The organism is Hafnia sp. (assembly GCF_036648275.1).
Classification (GTDB): domain Bacteria; phylum Pseudomonadota; class Gammaproteobacteria; order Enterobacterales; family Enterobacteriaceae; genus Hafnia; species Hafnia alvei.
Map to the genome: position 1 here is coordinate 117663 of NZ_JAVXIQ010000005.1, position 18194 is coordinate 135856.

Consider the following 18194-nt stretch of genomic DNA (forward strand, 5'->3'; position numbering starts at 1 on the left):
AAACCAGAACATGAAAAAAATACTCTCAGTGCTGGTATTTGGCGCGTTTAGCATGAGCGCATTGGCTCAGGAAATGAGCGGCGCAGATTTGATTAAACGCGGTGAATATCTGGCCCGCGCCGGAGACTGCGTGGCCTGCCATACCAGCAAAGGCGGAACCCCGTTTGCAGGTGGGCTACCGATGGCAACGCCAATCGGCACGATTTACAGTACCAACATCACGCCGGATAAGAAGCACGGCATTGGTGAATACTCTTTTGAGGACTTTGACCAAGCAGTGCGCCACGGCGTGGCGAAGAACGGCAGTACGCTTTATCCGGCGATGCCATATCCTTCTTATGCCGTGGTGACTGAACCGGACATGCGCGCGCTTTATGCGTATTTCATGCAGGGCGTAAAACCGGTCGATCAGGCAAACAAAGACAGCGATATTCCTTGGCCGCTGTCGATGCGCTGGCCGTTATCTATCTGGCGCGGGATGTTTGCGCCAGATGTGCAGGATTTCAAACCCGCACAGGGTGAAGATCCGGTGCTAGCACGTGGTCGCTATCTGGTGGAAGGTTTAGGGCACTGCGGTGCTTGCCATACGCCACGCAGTATCACCATGCAGGAAAAAGCGCTTAACAACGCCGAAGGCGATGTTTACCTTTCCGGCAGTGCACCGATTGATGGCTGGATTGCTTCAAATCTGCGTGGTGATAACAAAGATGGCTTAGGCAGTTGGAGTGAAAAAGATCTGACTGAGTTCCTGCGAACAGGGCGAAACGATCGTACCGCTGTGTTTGGCGGCATGACCGATGTCGTTGAACATAGTTTGCAGTACTTAACGCCAGAAGACGCCACGGCAATTGCGCGGTATCTGAAGTCGCTTCCGGCAAAAGATAAAGATCAGCCGGCCTTTAAAGAGGACAAAACCGTCGCTAATGCGCTGTGGAAGGGCGATGACAGTAAAAAAGGCGCGGCGGTGTATGTTGATAACTGCGCGGCTTGCCACCGAACTGACGGTAGCGGCTACACGCGTTTCTTCCCTGAACTGCGCGGCAATCCGGTGGTGATGACCGATGATGCTACTTCGCTGATCCATGTAGTATTAACGGGGAATACATTACCGGGCGTGAAAGGGGCTCCATCGTCAATCACGATGCCTGCATTTGGCTGGCGTTTGAACGACCAGCAGGTGGCTGATGTGGTTAACTTTATTCGTACCAGTTGGGGGAATAAAGCCCCAGAAATTACGGCTAAAGACGTTGCCAAAGTGCGTGAGGACAAGGACATCATTCCCGATCCGAAACTGCTAGGCAGCCCTGAAATTGAAAAGCTACAGGTCACACAGCAATAACAATCAACCCCGGCGAGTCCGGGGTTTTTTGTCAGCCGCGATGAAGTAGCCTTGAATCGCTAAAAATCTGACCGAATGCAGCACAATGATTAAGCAAAAAATTGATTAGCGAGTTTGTGAGGTTGGATTATATTTAAAGGGTTAATAATCTAGGGTTTATTCTTTAAGTTAAAGCCGTTATGGTTCCAAGCAGGGGATAAACACCCTTTGCGAAGGTAAAGAGTAATTTTTATTTATCTGAATGGATACGCTGGCATCATCATGAAGAAAATCGCACTCACTACGTTAATCAAAAAAATCACTCTCGGGGCAGGCCTGACGTTAATGGCAATCCCGATGACCTATGCTGATGAGGCTGCTCCGGCGGCCCCACAAATCAATGCCAAAGCCTATGTGCTGATGGATTACGACAGCGGGAAAATCCTTACAGAGGCCAACGCCGATGAGCGTTTGGATCCAGCTAGCCTGACGAAAATCATGGCAAGCTATGTGATCGGTCAGTCAATTAAGGCTGGTAAAATCACACCTAACGATATGGTTGTGGTCGGTAAAGATGCTTGGGCGACGGGCAACCCCGTTTTACGCGGATCGTCACTGATGTTTCTTAAACCCGGCGATCGGGTTCCTGTTTCTGAACTGAATAAAGGCGTGGTTATTCAATCGGGTAACGATGCCAGTATTGCGCTGGCCGACTATGTTGCTGGCAGTCAGGATGCGTTCGTTAGCCTTATGAACAAATACGTTGAAGCTTGGGGACTGAAAAACACCTCATTCAAAACGGTTCACGGGTTAGATTCTGAAGGGCAATACAGCTCGGCGCGCGATATGGCGCTGATCAGCCAACGTTTGATTGCTGATGTGCCCGATGAATACGCGTTGCACAAAGAAAAAGAGTTCACCTTTAATAAAATCCGTCAGATTAACCGTAACCGTCTGCTATGGGATAGCAGCCTGAACGTGGATGGAATTAAAACCGGATTTACCTCTGGTGCTGGTCATAACTTAGTCTCGTCGGCGACCGATGGCCCAATGCGTTTGATCTCGGTCGTGCTTGGTGCACCAACGGATCGAATTCGTTTTGAAGAAAGCAAAAAACTGCTGACGTGGGGCTTCCGTTTTTATGAAACAGTCACACCAATTAAAGTCGGGCAGGCATTTACCACTGAAAAAGTGTGGTTTGGTGATAAGAGCGAAGTGGAACTGGGCGTTGATAAAAACGCCGGTGTTACTATCCCACGCGGGCAGCTGAAAAACCTGAAGGCCAGCTTCACCCTGAATCAACCTCAGTTGGAAGCGCCGTTAGCTAAAGGGCAAGTGGTGGGGACGATTGATTTCCAATTAAACGGCAAAACCATTGAGCAGCGTCCGCTGGTGGTGCTTAACGAAGTGAAAGAAGCCGGCTTCTTTGGCCGCATCATCGACTTTGTGATGATGAAGATTCATCAGCTGTTCGGTTCGTGGTTTGGCTAATTCATCCAGATATCAGCGTGCAACATGCACGCTGATTCATGCTTTATGCAATTCTCTTCGCAAGTCTTCATCGCAGTATGAAATACCGCTTTTCTCACCGAAAAATCACCGTTAGTTTGGCTGCGGGTGCTTAGGGCTGTTTGCTTTATACCCTTCATATTTCAAGCGGCATTTTTGTTGGCCGCTTTCGTTCACCCGAATCACTTACTTGAGTAAGCTCATCGGGATTCACTCATTTGCCGCCTCAATGCCGCTCGAACTATTTTGGGTATATGCACTAGCTGAAAGCAGATAGAAAAAAGCCCCACCCGACTATAAATCGAAGTGAGGCTCAATCTTATGCAAGACAACATGAGGTTAGTCTCTTACCCGCCGCAAGGCAAGGAAAAGGAGGCCGGAGATGCCGCAAAAAACGGTGATTTATTGTGTATTGATCGTCTGTCTAACTCTACTGGCGTTTATCAGAATCACTCACGGATATCTTTGTGAGATACATATAAAAAACGGTGATAAAAAAGTGGCGGCTGTTTTGGCCTACGCATCCAAACGGTAAGCTGACTCAACGGCGGGGAGGAGACTCCCCGCTTGTTGAGACACTCTGGCTCAATCTTGTGGTGTTAGCATCAGTCACTAAGCACCCATGCTAAGCACTTATACAATGCAGAATCAACCGCAGGTCAGAACCTTGAGTGCCAAACCACCGCGTGAGGTTTCACGGTATTTGGCATTCATATCTTTGCCTGTTTCGTACATCGTTTCGATCACTTTATCTAGGCAAACGCGTGGGTCGCTGGTACGGCGCATTGCCATACGAGAAGCGTTGACCGCTTTCACAGCGGCGATAGCGTTACGTTCGATACAAGGCACTTGAACCTGCCCAGCAACTGGATCACAGGTTAAACCAAGGTTGTGTTCCATCGCGATTTCAGCGGCCATACAAACCTGCGCAGGGCTTCCGCCCATCAGCTCAGTCAGACCCGCCGCAGCCATTGAACAGGCAACCCCAACTTCCCCTTGGCACCCAACTTCAGCACCGGAGATCGATGCATTCATTTTGTACAGCGCGCCAATAACGCCAGAGGCTAGGAAGTAACGAGAGTACGAGTTGGTATTAACTTCACGAATGAATTTATCGTAGTAGGCCAATACCGCAGGGATAATCCCGCATGCACCGTTGGTAGGTGCTGTGACCACTCGACCGCCCGCCGCATTCTCTTCGTTAACGGCAAAGGCGTACATGTTGATCCAGTCAACAACGGCCATTGGGTCAACGCTCATTTTATCGTGAGTCACCAGCATGCGACGTAGCGCAGATGCACGGCGTGGAACGCGTAATGGCCCAGGCAAAATGCCTTCGGTATTCATGCCGCGCTCAATGCCGCTACGCATGACATCCCAAACGCGAGTGAAGTGGGCTTCGATCTCTTCTTTGCTGTGCAAAGCGAGCTCGTTTTGCATCACCAACCCAGACAGAGACAGCCCAGATGCTTTGCAATGTTCCTGCAAATCAGCGGCGCTCTTGAATGGATAGGGTACCTGCACTTCGTTTTCAGACTGTTTGCCAAAGTTTTCTTCGTCAACGATGAAGCCGCCGCCGATAGAGTAATAGGTTTTGCTATAAACGACGGTGTCGCCAGCCAGCGCAGTGATACGCATGCCGTTCTCGTGCAGCGACAGGTTGTCTTGGTGGAAATTCATGCTGGTTTCCAGCGGGAAATCCACTTCATGCTGGCCTTTGGCCAACAACAGGCGTCCACGTTGTTCGACGTCTTTAATAAAAGCGGGGATCATATCGATATCAACGCTGTCAGGCATGTTGCCCGCCAAGCCCATAATGATAGCGAGATCGGTGTGGTGGCCTTTACCGGTGAGTGAAAGTGAACCGTAAACGTCAACAACTACGCGGGTGACATCGTTCAGGATGCCTTTTTGAATTAAATCGTCAGAGAATTCTTTACCGGCTTTCATTGGGCCCACGGTGTGGGAGCTGGATGGGCCAATGCCAATTTTATAAATATCAAATACGCTAATCATGTCGCCTCCGTACGTTAAACAGGGCTATATCCTTCGTACTTGAAGCTGCTACCGTGCTGCAATTCCAATTACTGTGGATATAAAGAATGGTGCTGCCAGAGAAGGGGAGTGATACGGCCAGCGCAAGAGAAGAAGTGCGCTGGCCGGTAGAACATGAACTCTTACAGCGATTAACCGAACAGGGTGTACAGGATTGCAGAGATTGCAATCAGACCCATGATGACCACGAATACGTTGCTGATGTGGCCGCTGTATTTACGCATCGCTGGAACTTTATGGATAGCGTACATAGGCATCAGGAACAGGATCATCGCGATAACTGGGCCACCCAGGGTTTCGATCATACCCAGAATGCTTGGGTTCAGCGTTGCAACAGCCCAAGTTGTCAGCAGCATGAACAGCGCAGTGATTTTGTTCAGTTTGCTAGTTTCAATGGTTTTGCCTTTGCCACGCAGAGACTTGATAACCATACCGTTGAAGCCTTCACGAGCACCCAGATAGTGACCCAGGAAGGATTTAGTGATCGCGATGAAGGCAATAACTGGCGCCATGTATGCGATAACTGGAGTATTAAAGTGGTTAGCCAAGTAAGACAGAATGGAGATGTTCTGTGCTTTAGCTTCAGCCAGATCCGCTGGAGACAGGCTCAGTACGCAGCTGAACACGAAGAACATAACGGTCAGAACCATCATGATGTGTGCGTAAGCTAGGATCTTAGAGCACTTCTTCTCAGCGTCTACACCGTACTCTTCACGTTTCGCCACAGCGAACGCAGAGATGATTGGTGAGTGGTTGAAAGAGAACACCATAACTGGAATTACCAGCCACAGGGTCATCCACAGGCCGCTGCCGTTCATTGACTGAGTCATTGCTGAAGTTTCGAAGATAGCGCTGTTCCAGTTAGGGATCAGATACAGAGCCAGCATCATCAGTACCGCAACAAACGGGAATACCAAGATGCTCATTGCTTTAACGATGAACTGTTCACCTAAACGAACGATAGTCATCAGACCCAGAATCAGGATCAGAGACAGAATGGCACGTGGTGGTGAAGACATACCCAACTGGTGAGTAATGAAGCTATCAACGGTGTTGGTGATTGCAACGCTGTATACCAACAAAATTGGGTAAATAGCGAAGAAATACAGCAGGGTGATCAGTTTACCTGCGCCCACGCCAAAGTGTTCTTCTACAACTTCAGTGATGTCTTCGCCTGGATTTTTACCAGACAGCACGAAACGGGTCAGGCCGCGGTGCGCAAAGAAAGTCATAGGGAAAGCGATGATTGCCATGATGATCAGTGGAATTAAACCACCGACGCCGGCGTTGATTGGCAGGAACAGTACGCCTGCACCAATCGCTGTGCCGTACAGGCCCAGCATCCACATGGTATCTGACTTGCGCCAGGCCGTTGCGGAACCAGAAGTAGAAGTAATAGTACTAGTCTGAGTAGTGTCCATAGGGTCTCCGAAGTGAACACGTTTAAAACAGTTTCTTATCAAAACAATTCTTTGTTCAGTCGTGATGTTCAACGAAAGAACTTTATTCAATTCAACGTACTGCGTGTGTTGCTAATTACCTGGTTATAAAAATGGATTCATTCCATTAAATAAAGCGGCTGCACTATACACCAGTGTATAAAAACAACTGTGTATAAAAGGAACGCATAAAGCTTACTTTTTCATGGAGCTTGCTTTGTCCTGCTCAGCCAAAACAAAAAAAGCGAACAAATAATAGTCCGTTCATAAAATGCTCTTTTAAATTGTTGGTGAGTTGCAGCTGTTTTCGGCGGGAAAGATATATTTTTACAGTTAAAACGTCCGTGATCCGGCTCTCAATTGCGATATTCACTCGATTTTATCGCGTTTTTTCTGATTTTCAGGCTAAAATAAACACACAAAATTAACAAGGAAATTCATGCTAATTAACAGTGATAGGAAAAATAGTAAAAATTCGTTTCTTATATGAAATAAAAAACACGATTTAACTGAATTCCAAAAAACAAATATTCTTATCACTTTGGTTATAGTCAACATGTGTATTATAAGTGATGATATTTTAACTTTCTGTTTTATATGGATTTATCTATGTAGTGGTATTGTTTTTTGTATGACGAAAATATATGCATTTTAAATGAGAAATTAGATTGAAACTGATTATTCCTTGAGCGTAACTAATAAGCAATATTCACCTCAGTGAATGAAATTGGCTATTAAGTATGATTAATTAACTCGTTGGCGAGAAAGGAAATGATGAATAGAGAAAAAAAGATTGGTAAATAAAGAAACGAATATAGCGGTGAAATAGCTACAGCCTCAATTATATTGAAACTGTAGTTCATAAATAGGATTATCAAAGTGATAATGATTATTAAATAGCAATTAGCACAAAAGTTGTACGTTTTTTAGGATCAAAAACTGGCAAATTTCCGTTCTCGGCGCCTGATCGGTGATCAGCGTGGAAAACTCGGAAAGTGGCGCAATCCAAGCCGGTTTGATCTCACCAAATTTGCTGGCATCGGCGATCAGCACCGAACGGCGTGCACGCTGAATTGCTTTTTGCTTAAGTGCGATCTCATCGAGATTGAAGCAGGTTGCGCCCTGTTTCTGGGTGATACCTGCGGCGGAAATAAAGGCCAGCGTTGGGCAAAGGTTATCCAACTCGCTGCAAATCCCGTTAGGAACAAAAATGGCGCTGTCTGGATTAAATGAGCCGCCGCATAAGATCACACGGCAGTTTGGCTTGGTGCGCAATGCCATAAATGTGTTTAATGAGTAGCAGACGCCGGTGAAGCTCAGTGATTCATCAAGAGCATCAATGATGAAAGGAACCGTGGTACCGCAGTCAAAAAAGACTACGTCATCTTCTTGCACCAGCTGAGCAGCAAGTGTGCCGATGTGGCGTTTTTCTTTGACACGTTTTTCCTGCTGATCGGTCACGAAGTAGCGAGCGCTTTGATGGATTTTTGGGTCTAGCACCACATAACCCCCCAGTAAGACCACGTCGCTACTTTGTGAGGCTAAATCGCGGCGCACCGTCATTTCTGAGACATTAAGTAACTCGGCGGCATCTTTGAGATGTAGTTTATCTGTTCGTTTGAGCGCCTGTGACAAGCGGTTAATACGATCGTAACGCCGGGTTTCCATAGTTTCTCTCAGTAAAGTGACCGGTACTTAAGCCGGGCAAGAATAATCGGGATGCCTTTTCCCATGAGATTCCGGATAAGGAACAACGTTCCAACGTGATGTTGGATGAGATAAATGCGACTACTTTCAACGAATTCAATCGTTCGCGAGGCCTTTCATCTTACCTCTGCGCCTGCCGTGGCGCAAATTCGTGATTGAGTGAATGTAGTCTAGTAGATACAAAAAAGCCCGCAAAACGGGCTGATCATCTCATTGAGCTTATTGTCTCACCCAGCCTCGTCGAATCGGCAGAGCAAAACTGAAGGAGTAAATCTGATGTAAGCGGCTCACGATGCTTTGGCCGATCATGCCCCAAAGCAACTGTGTCACGGCGCAACTCATGAGTCCTACGAGCAGCCCCCCAACCATATCTAGCGGCCAATGCACGCCAAGATAGACGCGAGACCAAGCGATACACACACCTAATGCCAACAAGATTACACCGAATAGCAGATGGCGATACCAGAACAAAAATGCCAGAGCAAAGGTAAAGATGCCAGTACCATGATCGCTCGGGAATGAGTTGTCGGGGGCGTGCGGGATAAATTGATAGCCGATACCGTCAACAAACGGCCGAGCATGAGGAAATATCATGCCAATGACGCGCGAGGCGAGTAGGGCAAAAATCAGAGCAAAGGTGGCTTTGGTCGCCAGAGTGCGGTTCTCTGCCATTGCCTTACGTGGACCCCATAGCCAGAAACTCACGATCAGTATTGGCACAATGGCGATCAAATCATTGGCAAAAAACTTGGCTAACGCAATCAGCCAAGCCGGAGAATTTGGCGTGGCGTTCACAAGCATAAAGAGCGCTTGGTTAAACTGTTCCATATAACGTCTTACTCTTCTAACAAAACCAAAATAGGCATCTCAATGAAATAGCAGCTATTTTATCGAATGACGCCCTAACAAAGCCGAGCAGTAAGGCCACATTGGCCCACATCAGTAGCGGCAAAAGAGCGCGTACAATAAAAGCCGGCATCGCGGGAGTAAAGGCCATTAATCTGAAAATTAGCAAAAAGTGTGGTATTCAGAATTTGAAGCAAAAAATGGTGCCTCATCCCATGTCGTTACCTTAACAATCACAGCTTAAGGGAACATTAAGGGGCGATGCACCATTCGTTTTATACGGTTGTTTGCGAATGATTGTTTGTGAATGATTGTTGTCAGCGACTAGTAGGCTCTTGCCGGTGTGGTTGGGAACATCAACCCGATAGCCATGGCGCTAAGCGCAGGGAATAACGCCATTACAAACCAAGGTAGGCCGGCGAGTGTTAGGCTGTGGCGAGTGGCTTCCATCAGTTCCCCTATGATTGGGCTTCCCACTAGAACCGCAAAGCCGCCGCTCATCGCCAACGCCTGATAATATGGCGTTGTATCATTGCCATTTGCAAAGTAGCTCACGAGGCGTTTGGTTGTTGGCACAATCAGGAGCTGCCCACAGTTGATGAGGAATACAAACATCAACAGCGGCAAATAGCCATGCCATCCGGTGGTCTGATGGCGTATTGCGACAAATGCCATATAGATGAAAGCGAGCGAGAGGGTTGAAAATCCCATCACCAATAGCTGACTTTCTTTTCTGTTCGTAAAGCTACGTAGACCTTTCTGGATCAGCATTGAAATCAATACGGAAAACGCAAACAGCAGGCCAATGTATTCGCTCTCCCCACCCAAATGACGCAACGTCAGAGGAAGGGCTAAAAATAGCTGGCTGTAGCTGAGCAAATAGCTGCTATAGGCTAATACAAACACCAAGAAGCGGCGATTTTGCAACACGTTTTGCCACGTGCCTTTTTGCTTCGGCAACGCAGGGTAATAGAAACTAGCGGGGAGTTTATGCGCTAACCAAATCATGGCGGCGACAAACACTAAAGCGCCACCCCATGCAAGAACATGAAAACCAAGGCTGACTAACCAAAATCCCAGTAATGGCCCTACGAGAGCACCTATTTCGCCCGCGATAGCCACTGAATTCCCAAGTTCCAAAACCTTGCCTGATTTCAGCTTATGATCGCCTTCGCCCGCTTCGTTCATCAACAGGCTTTTGGCTGGCGCAAATAACGCACCGCCAACTCCCGTGAGTAGTACTCCTGCGATGAGCAGGTTGGGCTGATTAGCGAATGCCAAACACAAAAAACCACTTGCCTGCGTCAAGCACCCGAGCAGCAAAAGATTTTTCCCACCGATAGAGTGAGCGAGCTGTTCGCTCTTCATATACATCATCTGTTGGGCAAAAAAGCGCAGCCCAACTACAAACCCGATGACCTCCCCAGACAAACGCAGCGAGTCATGCATAAACAGCACAAGGAAAGGGATAACGAGATAAAAGGCGCTGCTAAAGAGCGACTGGCTCGTGATAAGGTCGCGCGAGTTTGCATACAGAGGGATTGAGATAATTTTATTTTGAGTCTTCATAGCATTACCAATAATGAGTGAAAGTCCATTAGGTACCATCTTGATAGAAGATGGCCTCAACCCGACTCATCATGAGAACGGCGTTAAATCACTGTGGGTTCAAATCTATTTCGGTGCAAAAAAGAGCATCGACGAGATCTGATAGACAGGATATGGCTAGAGTATAAGGAGTTGCTTAAGCCAACATTAAGGATGAGGGGGTTATTGAATGAAATTATGTATAAAGAATAATTAGCATAGATAATTTAACTATTTGATTTTAGGGCTGTATTTATTTCAGGCAATAAAAAACCCGGTAGTCTTGAACCTAAGAAGGCGGGACTATCGGGCTCCTCAATATGGGGAACATCAAAGAAAAGCAGTGGCACTAATTAAGACTTTGTCGCGGGTAGAAAGTTTCAGGCAAAGTGAAAAAAATCACAGTTTTTTTCTTTTTGCCTGAATTCTAAGACTTTATTATCCACCGATGCCGGGCCATATGATGACGATAAGCGTCCCCGCAAGCGTAAGCAGTACGTTGGCTATCGCGTAAGTGCCAGCATAGCCGAGCGCTGGGATGTTGCTGCGTGAGGCATCGCTGATGATTTCCATGGCGGGAGCACAGGTTCTGGCGCCCATAATGGCACCAAACAGCAGGGCGCGGTTCATGCGGAGCACGTAGGCACCAAACAGGAAACAGATGACAACGGGTAACAAGCTGACCACTAGGCCGGAGAGCAGCATTTGCCCACCGATTTGTCCCAAACCGTGGTTCATGCCTGCGCCTGCACTCAGGCCAACACCGGCCATAAATACCATCAAGCCAAACTCTTTCACCATGTTCAGCGCCCCTTGCGGGATATAGCCGAAAGTAGGGTGGTTGGCACGCAGGAAACCCAGCATGATGCCGGCGAACAGCAATCCAGCGGCGTTACCGATGCCAAAGGAGAAATTGCTGAACTTGAAGGTAATCAAACCAATCATCAAGCCAATGATAAAGAAGGCGCAGAAAGCCAAAAGATCGGTGACCTGACTATGGATGGAAATAAACCCGATGCGTTCTGCCACGCTTTTGACGCGACGCGCATCGCCGCTGACCTGCAGTACATCGCCTTTGTTGAGCACGATGTTGTCATCAATAGGCATTTCAATTTGGCTGCGTATCACGCGGTTAAGGAAGCAACCGTGGTCAGTCAGTTTGATTTGGCTGAGGCGTTTACCTACTGCATTGTTGTTTTTGACCACAATTTCTTCGGTCACGATACGCATGTCCAGCAAATCGCGGTCGAAAACTTCTTTCCCATTTCGGAAACTTGGATCTAAACGGGCATGAGCATCTGGGTAGCCAACCAGTGAAATCTCATCACCGACCTGTAAAACCGCATCGCCGTCTGGTGTGGCCAAAATGCCGTTACGGCGGATACGCTCAATGTAACAGCCGGTTTGGCGATAGATGCCCAGTTCGCGCAGGTTTTTGCCGTCAGCCCAAGATACTAACTCAGGGCCAACGCGGTAAGCGCGAATCACTGGCAGGAAAACTTTGCGCTGCACTTCATTATCTAAACCGCGTTCACGCGCAATCTGCTGCGCCGATGTCGGCAGATCTTGATGCTGGAGCTTCGGCAAATAGCGTGCGCCAAAAATCAGGCTGACTAAACCGATGAGATAAGTCAGGGCATAGCCGAGGCTTAGGTTGTCTTGCAGATGGGGAAGGTTAGGGTTGTTAGCCAAAGTTTGGCGCAGCGTATCCCCCGCACCGACCAGCACTGGCGTAGAGGTCATTGAACCTGCCAACATCCCGGCGGTTAAACCGATATCCCAGTGGAAAAGTTTGCCAAAGCCCAGCGCCATCACTAACGCACTGCCAACCATCACGAGGGCTAGCATGAGATAGTTTTTTCCATCGCGGAAAAAAATAGAGAAGAAATTGGGGCCGGCTTCCACGCCCACACAGAATATAAACAGCATAAAGCCGAGATTCAGTGCTTCCGTGTTGATGGCAAAATGTTGTTGTCCGAGAAGAAGAGAGACAACTAAAACGCCAATGGAGTTACCGAGCTGAACGGAACCCAAGCGTAATTTACCGAGGCATAGCCCCAGCGCCAAGACAACGAACAACAGCAGGATGTAATTTCCTGTTAACAAACTTGCGACATCAATGTTCACGGCGAATAACTTATCGTTAACTAGCTTGCGCTTGATATGATTGACTATTGGAGATACATTCAACCATACAAAATAATAAATTTCATCTTTAACTCGGTTATCCCCAGTAATAGATGAAACCCCAATACGAACGATGTATTGGCAGCTATTTTAGACGCGACTTGTGTGTTCGGCCAACAAAAAGCCGAAACACGTGGGAATGCGTCTTTTGCACGTTATCGCGCTAGGGAATGCGTGGGCTCGCAGGACTATCTGTTTCGCCAAGGGCGGTGAAAGTGTTAGGTCTCTGCGGGTGTATTAAATATCGCTTCTAAGGAAAGAGGGATTTTTGATGACAATGTATCGGCGTTGGTTGGGCGCGATGGTTGCTTTTGTCTTGGTCAGCTTGCTCTTCATGGTATTAAAGCCGTGGGTTCACGCAGACGGCCCCAATATTGTAATGAAAGGTGAAATCAGCCTGCTTTGGTTCGTTATTCCAGGATTTATTGCGAGCTATGCTTCCGTTAGCGGCCGCATTTTTTATCCATTTCTTGGCACCTTTTGTGCCGTGCTGGTTTCAACATTGATTCACTTGTTTTATGGAACAGAGCTACGTAACGGATTACAGATGTTTGCGTATGGAACCAGTGCGCTTTTCTGGTCAACTTCAGGCGCGTTTCTTTTTTGGTTTGTCGCGCTCTCTTGGCAGAAGAAGCGTTCGATTGGCGTTGAGCGCTATCGCTAGAAACACATCACATTCTGATAGATAAAAAAAGGGCATCCAATTTGGATGCCCTTTTTTCGAAGCAAAAACGATTACTGGAACAGAGCCAGATTTTCTTTGGCGTAGGCTTCAAAATCAGTGCAGCCGCCAATGTGTTTCTGATCGATGAAGATCTGTGGAACGGTTTCAACAGGTTTACCGACGGTTTTTTCCAGATCGGCCTTAGTGATACCTTCTGCGTGGATATCAATATAACGGAAGTTGAAATCATCGCGTTCTTCGGTCAGTTTTTCAGCCAACTCTTTAGCACGGACACAATACGGGCAGCCCGGACGCCCAAAAATTACTGCAAACATAAGAACTCCTTGATTGATTTGAGCTTATTCACTAAATCTTGATAATGTTTAGCGCCGACTCACTTTAACTGCGTTTACTATGCCTGCTACGGCAGTTAAAAAAAAGTAGGATTTGCCTGTTACTTTGATAAATTTTGCCTATTTAGGGAGTGCGCATGAAGGCTTTAGGTGATTTACCTAAACCTGTTCTAATCTGTGAGGCGCTGGGAATGGTGCTGCTGGTGGTAGCCTATCTCAGTATTCACGATTATATTCATCTACCCGATCTGCTCGCGACACCGTTCGCAGCGGTCTTAATGATTTTTGCCGGTGTTGCGTTGATGATACCGGCTGCCGTGGCGCTGATTTGGAGTTTGACGCACAGTAAAACACCGCTGTTTAACTTAACGCCAAAACCAGATGCGTCAGCGGCAAAACCTGAAACAAAATCTGAGGAGCATAAAAAATGACGCCAACCATTGATCTTCTGTGTTCACATCGATCTGTCCGTGCGTTTACGCCACAGCCTATCGGTGACGCAGAGCGGGAGGCAATTTTTGCTGCGGCACGAGCAACGTCTAGCTCCAGCTTTTTACAGTGCAGCTCGATTATTCGTATTACCGATCCTTCACTGCGTGAGCAACTGGTAGAGCTAACCGGAGGCCAACAGCATGTTGCCGATGCCGCCGAATTCTGGGTTTTCTGCGCGGACTTTAATCGCCATAAAGAAATTTTTCCTCAAGCGGAATTAGGTCTGGCTGAGCAACTGCTGTTAGGCACCGTTGATACGTCGCTTATGGCACAGAACGCCTTTACCGCGGCAGAATCGCTCGGGCTGGGTGGGGTTTATATTGGTGGGCTGCGCAACAATATTGAGGAAGTCACCCAGTTATTAAAGCTGCCACAAAATGTATTGCCGCTGATGGGATTGTGCCTTGGATATCCGGCCGCAAACCCGGCGCAAAAGCCGCGTTTACCCGAGGCGATGGTGGTGCATGAAAATTACTATCAGCCACTCGATCGTGAACTTTTGGCGCAGTACGACGCCCATATTTGCGCCTATTATCAAAGCCGCGGAAGTAACACGCGCAGCGATACTTGGAGCGAGCAGATTAAGCGCACGCTGGCGAAAGAGAGCCGTCCGTTTATGCTGGAGTATCTGCATAAGCAAGGTTGGATCCTGAGATAGTTTGCCTACTGGCTTAAGAGGTTGGCCGTGAATATCGTCATACTTTCCCGCGATGGTTCCCTTTATTCATGTGAACGCTTGAAAGAGGCGGCGCAGCGACGTGGTCACAACATTGACATTGTTGATCCGCTTTCGTGCTATATGAACATCAACTGCGCGGCACCCAGCGTGCATGAAAAAGGACGTCAGTTAGAACGCTATGACGCCGTGATCCCACGTATTGGATCGGCCATCACCTTCTACGGCACGGCGGTTTTACGGCAGTTTGAAATGCTAGGCAGTTTTCCGTTGAACAACGCCGCTTCGATTGCCAAAGCCCGCGATAAGCTGCACTCATTACAGCTATTGGCTCAGCAGGGCATCGATCTGCCCATCACAGGATTCGCGCACCGCCCTGACGATACCAGCGATTTGATTGAAATGGTCGGCGGTGCTCCATTGGTGGTTAAGTTGGTAGAAGGCACGCAGGGGATCGGCGTGGTTCTTGCCGAAACGCGTCAGGCTGCGGAAAGCGTAATCGATGCTTTTCGTGGTTTGAATGCGCACATTTTGGTGCAGGAATATATCAAAGAGGCTCAGGGCGCAGACATTCGCTGTTTGGTGATCGGTAAGCGGGTAGTGGCGGCCATCGAACGACAGGCTAAACCGGGTGAGTTTCGTTCTAACTTGCATCGCGGTGGTACCGCTAAACGGGTGGTTATCACCGAACAAGAACGCGAGGTGGCGCTGAAAGCCGTTGCCACGCTTGGGTTGTGCGTGGCAGGCGTTGATATTCTACGCTCTGAGCGCGGCCCGTTGGTGATGGAGGTTAATGCCTCGCCGGGGTTGGAAGGCATTGAAACCACCACGGGCAAAGATATTGCAGGGATGATGATCGACTACATTGAACGCACGATTGCGCGTAAAAAACACTAAACTTGCACAAACTGGTTGGTTGCAGGCTGATAGTGATATCCCGCCTGCGCCAATCGTTCCTGTAATCCACTCTGCGAAATATCAAAACGGCGGACTAAATCCTCTAAGGATGGGCACTCGTCGCGGAGTTTCATGTTGACGATGCTCATCAGCATCAATGGGTCCATGGTGGCATAGCGCGTCAGCGACATTGTGTACTCCTCTTTCCGCCAAGATTGATGAATTAATTGTCTTTGAGCATAGATAAAACGGGCAATTTTCCGTAAGCTATGCCCCTTTTCTACGTCTGTGCTTATTATCTCCTGTTTTATCATTTTTGTAAGGTAGGCCACTATGGATTCGCTAATCGTCCCGGATCTGGATCTTTTACGACGCTGGCTGGATCAACTGGGCATCACCTTTTTTGAGTGTGACTCCTGCCAAGCGCTACATCTGCCGCATATGCAGAATTTTGACGGTGTATTTGACGCCAAAGTCGACATGATCGATCAAACGATTTTGTTTAGCGCGCTGGCTGAAATACGCCCGACCTCGCTGATCCCCTTGGTTGCCGATCTCAGTCAAATGAACGCCAGCACGTTAGCAGTGAAAGTCTTTGTTGATATTCAGGATGACAATTTACCGAAGCTGATTGCCTGCCTTTCATTGAACGGCAGCGTCGGTGTGACGCTTGAGCAGTTTGCTGAGTTCATGAAACAGGGCGAAGAACAGCTTTCGATGATCATGATGGAGACGCGTGCCAATGGCATGTTGTTTCTCGGCGAAGGCGAAGAAAGCGACGCCGATTACGACCCCGACGCCATGAGCGGGCCTCTGCTACATTAGTGATAACGCGCCTGACAGTCACTGCGCTGACATGGTTCAACGGCACCTTTATGGTGCCGTTAGTTTTTGTATAAAAACCTCATAAATATTCTGCAAACCAATCAATCTCCCCGATATCTGACGCCATTAGAGGCTTGAATGGCGCACGACATAGATGCTATTGCATAGAAAATCGATAATTGACGTTTTTTCCACCGCTCAGTGGCTGGATAGGCTATCAGCAGTTATGCTTGATTTGCAGCGTACAGCCCAGATTTTCCTCATATTATTACTCAACATTTAAATGAAGAAATAACCACTTTTTCTGATTTTATATGCATAACGATCTGCTGTCGCATGCCATCACTGCTGGTAAACGGGCTAGTGCGCGCCGTTTCTACATTATTTGGAGGGATTGACGATGATCAACGGGCATAAAAAATGGCTGGTAGGCGCTATCGCTGGGGCTTTAATGGCTACAGCGGCAACGGCCGCCGATCAGAAAACGCTGCATATTTATAACTGGTCTGACTATATTGCACCAGACACCTTGGCGAATTTCACTAAAGAAACCGGCATCAAGGTGGTTTACGACGTGTTCGATTCCAACGAAGTGCTGGAAGGTAAACTGATGGCCGGTAGCACCGGTTTTGATTTGGTTGTTCCTTCCGCCAGTTTCCTCGAACGTCAGGTCGGTGCGGGCGTATTTAAACCCTTAGACAAAAGCCAACTGAGTAATTACAAAAACCTCGATCCTGAGCTATTAAAGCTGGTGGCTAAGCACGACCCAGATAATAAATATGCGATTCCGTACACTTTCGCGACCACCGGCATTGGCTATAACGTCGAAAAAGTGAAAGCTGCGTTAGGCAAAGATGCGCCGGTGAATAGCTGGGATCTGGTGTTGAAGCCTGAGAATCTGGAAAAACTAAAAAGCTGCGGCGTTTCTTTCCTTGATGCACCCGCTGAAATTTATGCCACCGTACTGAACTACATTGGCAAAGATCCTAACAGTTCAGACGCCAACGACTACAACGGTGCGGCGAACGACTTGCTGTTAAAACTTCGTCCAAATATTCGTTATTTCCACTCCTCTCAGTACATCAACGACTTAGCCAACGGTGACATTTGCGTCGCGGTCGGTTGGTCCGGCGACGTGATGCAGGCCGCTAATCGTGCCAAAGAAGCTAAAAACGGCGTGGATATTGCCTACAGCATTCCGAAAGAAGGTGCACTGATCTTCTTCGATGTGTTTGCGATGCCCGCTGACGCGAAAAACACTCCTGAGGCGTATCAGTTCCTCAACTACTTATTGCGCCCTGAAGTGATCGCGAACATCAGCAACCACGTTTATTACGCTAACGCCAACAAAGCGGCGACACCGCTGGTGAATCCAGAGGTGCGGGATAATCCGGGAATTTATCCTCCGCCGGACGTGAGAGCAAAAATGTTCACGCTTAAAGTGCAATCGCCAAAAATTGACCGCGTGATCACCCGAGCTTGGACCAAAGTGAAAACCGGAAAATAAATCAGCGAAACAGTTACGTAGATAAATAATGTGGCTACGCTGAATACACAGGCAGAGAAAACCTCTTTGCCTGTGTGCTTTTACACTGCTCGTTGAGCGGTATGTGTCGATGCAGCCGGGTCTGTATCAGGT

The 18194-nt window shown here is 48.0% G+C and carries 17 protein-coding genes; 9 read left to right on the plus strand and 8 right to left on the minus strand.

Annotation, left to right across the window (positions count from 1 at the left end):
• Nucleotides 1–10 precede the first annotated feature (10 nt).
• The 3 genes from RSC70_RS06905 to RSC70_RS06915 all read left to right on the plus strand — a co-directional run bounded on the left by RSC70_RS06905 (nt 11) and on the right by RSC70_RS06915 (nt 3362).
• On the plus strand, nt 11–1339 hold the full coding sequence (locus tag RSC70_RS06905) for a c-type cytochrome (RefSeq protein ID WP_130997803.1): 1329 nt from the start codon (nt 11–13) through the stop codon (nt 1337–1339).
• 261 nt (nt 1340–1600) lie between these two features.
• Complete coding sequence (locus RSC70_RS06910) at nt 1601–2809, plus strand: serine hydrolase (RefSeq protein ID WP_040045852.1); 1209 nt, start codon at nt 1601–1603, stop codon at nt 2807–2809.
• Between the two features lie 400 nt (nt 2810–3209).
• Nucleotides 3210–3362, plus strand: coding sequence for a Hok/Gef family protein (locus tag RSC70_RS06915; RefSeq protein WP_332542099.1), 153 nt, complete (start codon nt 3210–3212; stop codon nt 3360–3362).
• A gap of 113 nt (nt 3363–3475) precedes the next feature.
• Here RSC70_RS06915 and RSC70_RS06920 read toward each other — a convergent pair whose 3' ends face one another.
• The 6 genes from RSC70_RS06920 to RSC70_RS06945 all read right to left on the minus strand — a co-directional run bounded on the left by RSC70_RS06920 (nt 3476) and on the right by RSC70_RS06945 (nt 12588).
• Entirely contained in the window at nt 3476–4843 is a 1368-nt protein-coding gene (locus RSC70_RS06920) for an L-serine ammonia-lyase (protein ID WP_282814906.1), read from the minus strand.
• Between the two features lie 170 nt (nt 4844–5013).
• Nucleotides 5014–6303: an HAAAP family serine/threonine permease gene (locus tag RSC70_RS06925; RefSeq protein ID WP_040045854.1), complete on the minus strand. Its 1290-nt coding sequence runs from the start codon at nt 6301–6303 to the stop codon at nt 5014–5016.
• Between the two features lie 921 nt (nt 6304–7224).
• Nucleotides 7225–7989 carry a DNA-binding transcriptional repressor DeoR gene (deoR, locus tag RSC70_RS06930; protein ID WP_040045855.1) on the minus strand — a complete coding sequence of 255 codons (765 nt, stop codon included), beginning with the start codon at nt 7987–7989 and terminating at the stop codon, nt 7225–7227.
• Nucleotides 7990–8247: 258 nt separating this feature from the next.
• Entirely contained in the window at nt 8248–8856 is a 609-nt protein-coding gene (gene ybjG / locus RSC70_RS06935; RefSeq protein WP_063585529.1) for an undecaprenyl-diphosphate phosphatase, read from the minus strand.
• Between the two features lie 342 nt (nt 8857–9198).
• On the minus strand, nt 9199–10443 hold the full coding sequence (locus RSC70_RS06940) for an MFS transporter (protein WP_332542100.1): 1245 nt from the start codon (nt 10441–10443) through the stop codon (nt 9199–9201).
• A 456-nt stretch (nt 10444–10899) separates the two neighbouring features.
• Nucleotides 10900–12588: an aspartate:alanine antiporter gene (locus RSC70_RS06945; RefSeq protein WP_025800908.1), complete on the minus strand. Its 1689-nt coding sequence runs from the start codon at nt 12586–12588 to the stop codon at nt 10900–10902.
• Between the two features lie 331 nt (nt 12589–12919).
• On the opposite strand from RSC70_RS06945, the gene ybjM reads away from it, so the two are divergent.
• Nucleotides 12920–13312, plus strand: a complete 393-nt coding sequence (ybjM, locus tag RSC70_RS06950; protein ID WP_040045861.1) for an inner membrane protein YbjM — start codon at nt 12920–12922, stop codon at nt 13310–13312.
• A gap of 71 nt (nt 13313–13383) precedes the next feature.
• On the opposite strand, the gene RSC70_RS06955 is transcribed toward ybjM, so the two are convergent.
• Nucleotides 13384–13647 carry a GrxA family glutaredoxin gene (locus RSC70_RS06955; RefSeq protein WP_004095905.1) on the minus strand — a complete coding sequence of 88 codons (264 nt, stop codon included), beginning with the start codon at nt 13645–13647 and terminating at the stop codon, nt 13384–13386.
• Nucleotides 13648–13802: 155 nt separating this feature from the next.
• Here RSC70_RS06955 and RSC70_RS06960 point away from each other — a divergent pair, with 155 nt between their 5' ends.
• From RSC70_RS06960 to rimK, 3 genes are read left to right on the plus strand one after another with little or no spacing between them, the layout of a single operon-like run.
• Nucleotides 13803–14096 (plus strand): DUF1418 family protein, encoded by a 294-nt coding sequence (locus tag RSC70_RS06960; protein ID WP_130971517.1) that lies wholly within the window; start codon nt 13803–13805, stop codon nt 14094–14096.
• Nucleotides 14093–14815 carry an oxygen-insensitive NADPH nitroreductase gene (nfsA, locus tag RSC70_RS06965; RefSeq protein WP_040045863.1) on the plus strand — a complete coding sequence of 241 codons (723 nt, stop codon included), beginning with the start codon at nt 14093–14095 and terminating at the stop codon, nt 14813–14815. Before RSC70_RS06960 ends, nfsA begins: the two co-directional genes overlap by 4 nt.
• Before the next feature lie 27 nt (nt 14816–14842).
• Entirely contained in the window at nt 14843–15730 is an 888-nt protein-coding gene (gene rimK, locus RSC70_RS06970) for a 30S ribosomal protein S6--L-glutamate ligase (RefSeq protein WP_115103120.1), read from the plus strand.
• Here the strand turns inward: rimK and RSC70_RS06975 are convergent.
• The gene (locus tag RSC70_RS06975; protein WP_234619005.1) at nt 15727–15921 is read right to left on the minus strand and encodes a DUF4250 domain-containing protein; all 195 of its coding nucleotides are present in this window, start codon (nt 15919–15921) and stop codon (nt 15727–15729) included. The two genes, rimK and RSC70_RS06975, sit on opposite strands and share 4 nt — an antisense overlap.
• 142 nt (nt 15922–16063) lie before the next feature.
• Here RSC70_RS06975 and RSC70_RS06980 point away from each other — a divergent pair, with 142 nt between their 5' ends.
• A complete protein-coding gene (locus RSC70_RS06980; RefSeq protein ID WP_025800914.1) occupies nt 16064–16555 on the plus strand; it encodes a YbjN domain-containing protein in 492 nt (163 codons plus the stop codon).
• Nucleotides 16556–16955: 400 nt separating this feature from the next.
• Nucleotides 16956–18062, plus strand: a complete 1107-nt coding sequence (gene potF / locus RSC70_RS06985; RefSeq protein ID WP_442904258.1) for a spermidine/putrescine ABC transporter substrate-binding protein PotF — start codon at nt 16956–16958, stop codon at nt 18060–18062.
• Nucleotides 18063–18194 lie beyond the last annotated feature (132 nt).